General features: G+C 72.0%; 2 protein-coding genes. Both read right to left on the reverse strand.

The annotated features are described in order from the left end of the window. A partial coding sequence (locus tag HMPREF3115_RS03935) for an aldehyde dehydrogenase (protein WP_070553471.1) occupies nt 1-1,434 on the reverse strand: 1,434 nt, incomplete at its 3' end. A gap of 29 nt (nt 1,435-1,463) precedes the next feature. Continuing rightward, nucleotides 1,464-2,060, reverse strand: a 597-nt coding sequence (locus tag HMPREF3115_RS03940) for a thiamine pyrophosphate-dependent enzyme (RefSeq protein ID WP_256276002.1), incomplete at its 5' end; no start/stop codon positions are given.

Genomic DNA, 2,060 nt, shown 5'->3' on the forward strand with positions numbered 1-2,060 from the left:
CGGCGCGGTCTGCACGGTGATCCAGCGCAGGTCCGTGAACGCCGCGATGCCGGCCTTGCCGCCGAAATGGCCGAAGCCGCTGTCCTTCACGCCGCCGAACGGCATCTGCGCCTCGTCGTGCACGGTCGGGCCGTTCACGTGACAGATGCCCGACTCGATGCGGGCGGCGACGCGCAGCGCGCGCGCGACGTCGCGGCTGAACACGGCCGACGACAGGCCGAACGCGTTGTCGTTCGCGCAGCGGATCGCGGCCTCCTCGCCGTCGACGCGCACGATGCCCTTGACCGGACCGAACGATTCCTCCGCATAGATGCGCATCGCGGGCGTCACGTGGTCGAGCAGCGTCGCCGGGAACAGCCTGCTGTCGGCCTTGCCGCCGCACAGCAGCGTCGCGCCGTGCGCGAGCGCATCGTCGATCAGCGCGTTGCAGCGTTCGACGGCCTTCGCGTCGATCAGCGAGCCGAGCACGACCGGCCCGTTTCGCGGATCGCCGAGCGGCAGCGACGCGGCCTTGTCCGCGAGCTTTGCGACGAACGCATCGGCAATCGATGTGTCGACGACGATCCGCTCGGTCGACATGCAGATCTGGCCGGAATTCGCGAACGCCCCGAACGCGGCGGCGTCGACGGCCGCATCGAGATCGGCATCGTCGAGCACGACGAACGGCGCCTTGCCGCCGAGCTCCAGCACGGCGGGCTTCAGATGCCGCGCGCAGGCTTCGGCGATGATGCGCCCGACGCGCGTCGAGCCGGTGAAGTTCACGCGCCGCACGGCCGGATGCGCGATCAGTGCGGCGACGACCGCGCCGGCATCGTCGGGCGCGTTCGTCACGAAGTTCACGACGCCCGGCGGCAAGCCGGCCTCCTGCAGCGCGTCGACGATCAGCCCGTGCGTCGCCGGGCACAGCTCCGAGCCCTTCAGCACGACCGTGTTGCCGCAGGCGAGCGGCAGCGCGAGCGCGCGCGTGCCGAGAATCACCGGCGCGTTCCACGGCGCGATCCCGAGCACGACGCCGGCCGGCTGCCGCACGCCCATCGCGAGCGAGCCAGGCACGTCGGACGGGATCAGCTCGCCGCCGACCTGGGTAGTCAGCGACGCGGCCTCGACGAGCCCGCTCACCGCGAGCTGCACGTTGAATTCGGCCCACAGCGCCGATGCGCCCGTCTCCGCGGCCATCGCCGCGACGAAATGCGCGCGCTTCGCGTCGAGTGCGTCGGCCGCCTTCAGCAGCAGCGCACGCCGCGTGCCGGGGCCGAGCGCGGCCCATTCGGGAAACGCACGGCCGGCCGCCTCGGCCGCCGCGCGCGCATCGTCGACAGTGCACGCGGGCGCTTCGGACGCGATCGCGCCGTCGAGCGGATTGCGGCGCACGAAAGTCGCGCCGTTGGACGATTGGCGGCGTTCGCCGCCGATCAGCATCGATACAGTCTGCATGGTTTCTCCGGAAGGACGTGCGGCGCGCATCAGGCGATTTCGACGTCGACGACGACCGGCGCGGTCGCACGCAGCGCGTCGGCCAGCGTGTCGCGCAGGCGCGCCGGATCGCCGACGCGCACGCCGCGGCAGCCGAACCCGGCCGCGAGCGCGACGAAATCGAGATCGGGCAGATCGGTGCCCTGCACGGGATCGTCGGGCCCGAAGCCGAAGACCGGCGCGAAATCCTGCAGCGCCGCGTAGCGGCGGTTGTTGAGAATCACGAACGTGATCGGTAGTCCCAGCTGCGCGGCGCTCCACAGCGCCTGGATCGAATACAGGCTCGAGCCGTCGCCGATCAGCGCGATCACGCGCCGCTCCGGCTGCGCGAGTGCGACGCCGACGGCGGCCGGCATCCCGTAGCCCAGCCCGCCGCTGTCCATCGTGTAGAACGTTCCGCTGCGCGTGAACGGCAGGTGCTCCTGCATGATGGGCCGCGCGCTCGGCGCTTCCTCGACGACGATGTCGTGCACATCGCGCAGGTCGGCGAGCGTCTGCAGCGCGAAGGCGGCCGACATGCGCTCGCCGGCGACCGGCGGTGCGACGCGCTGGCGCGGTGCGCGCGCGGCCGGCATCGGCCGCTCGGC

Source organism: Burkholderia sp. HMSC10F09 (genome assembly GCF_001806955.1).
Taxonomy (GTDB): domain Bacteria; phylum Pseudomonadota; class Gammaproteobacteria; order Burkholderiales; family Burkholderiaceae; genus Burkholderia; species Burkholderia multivorans.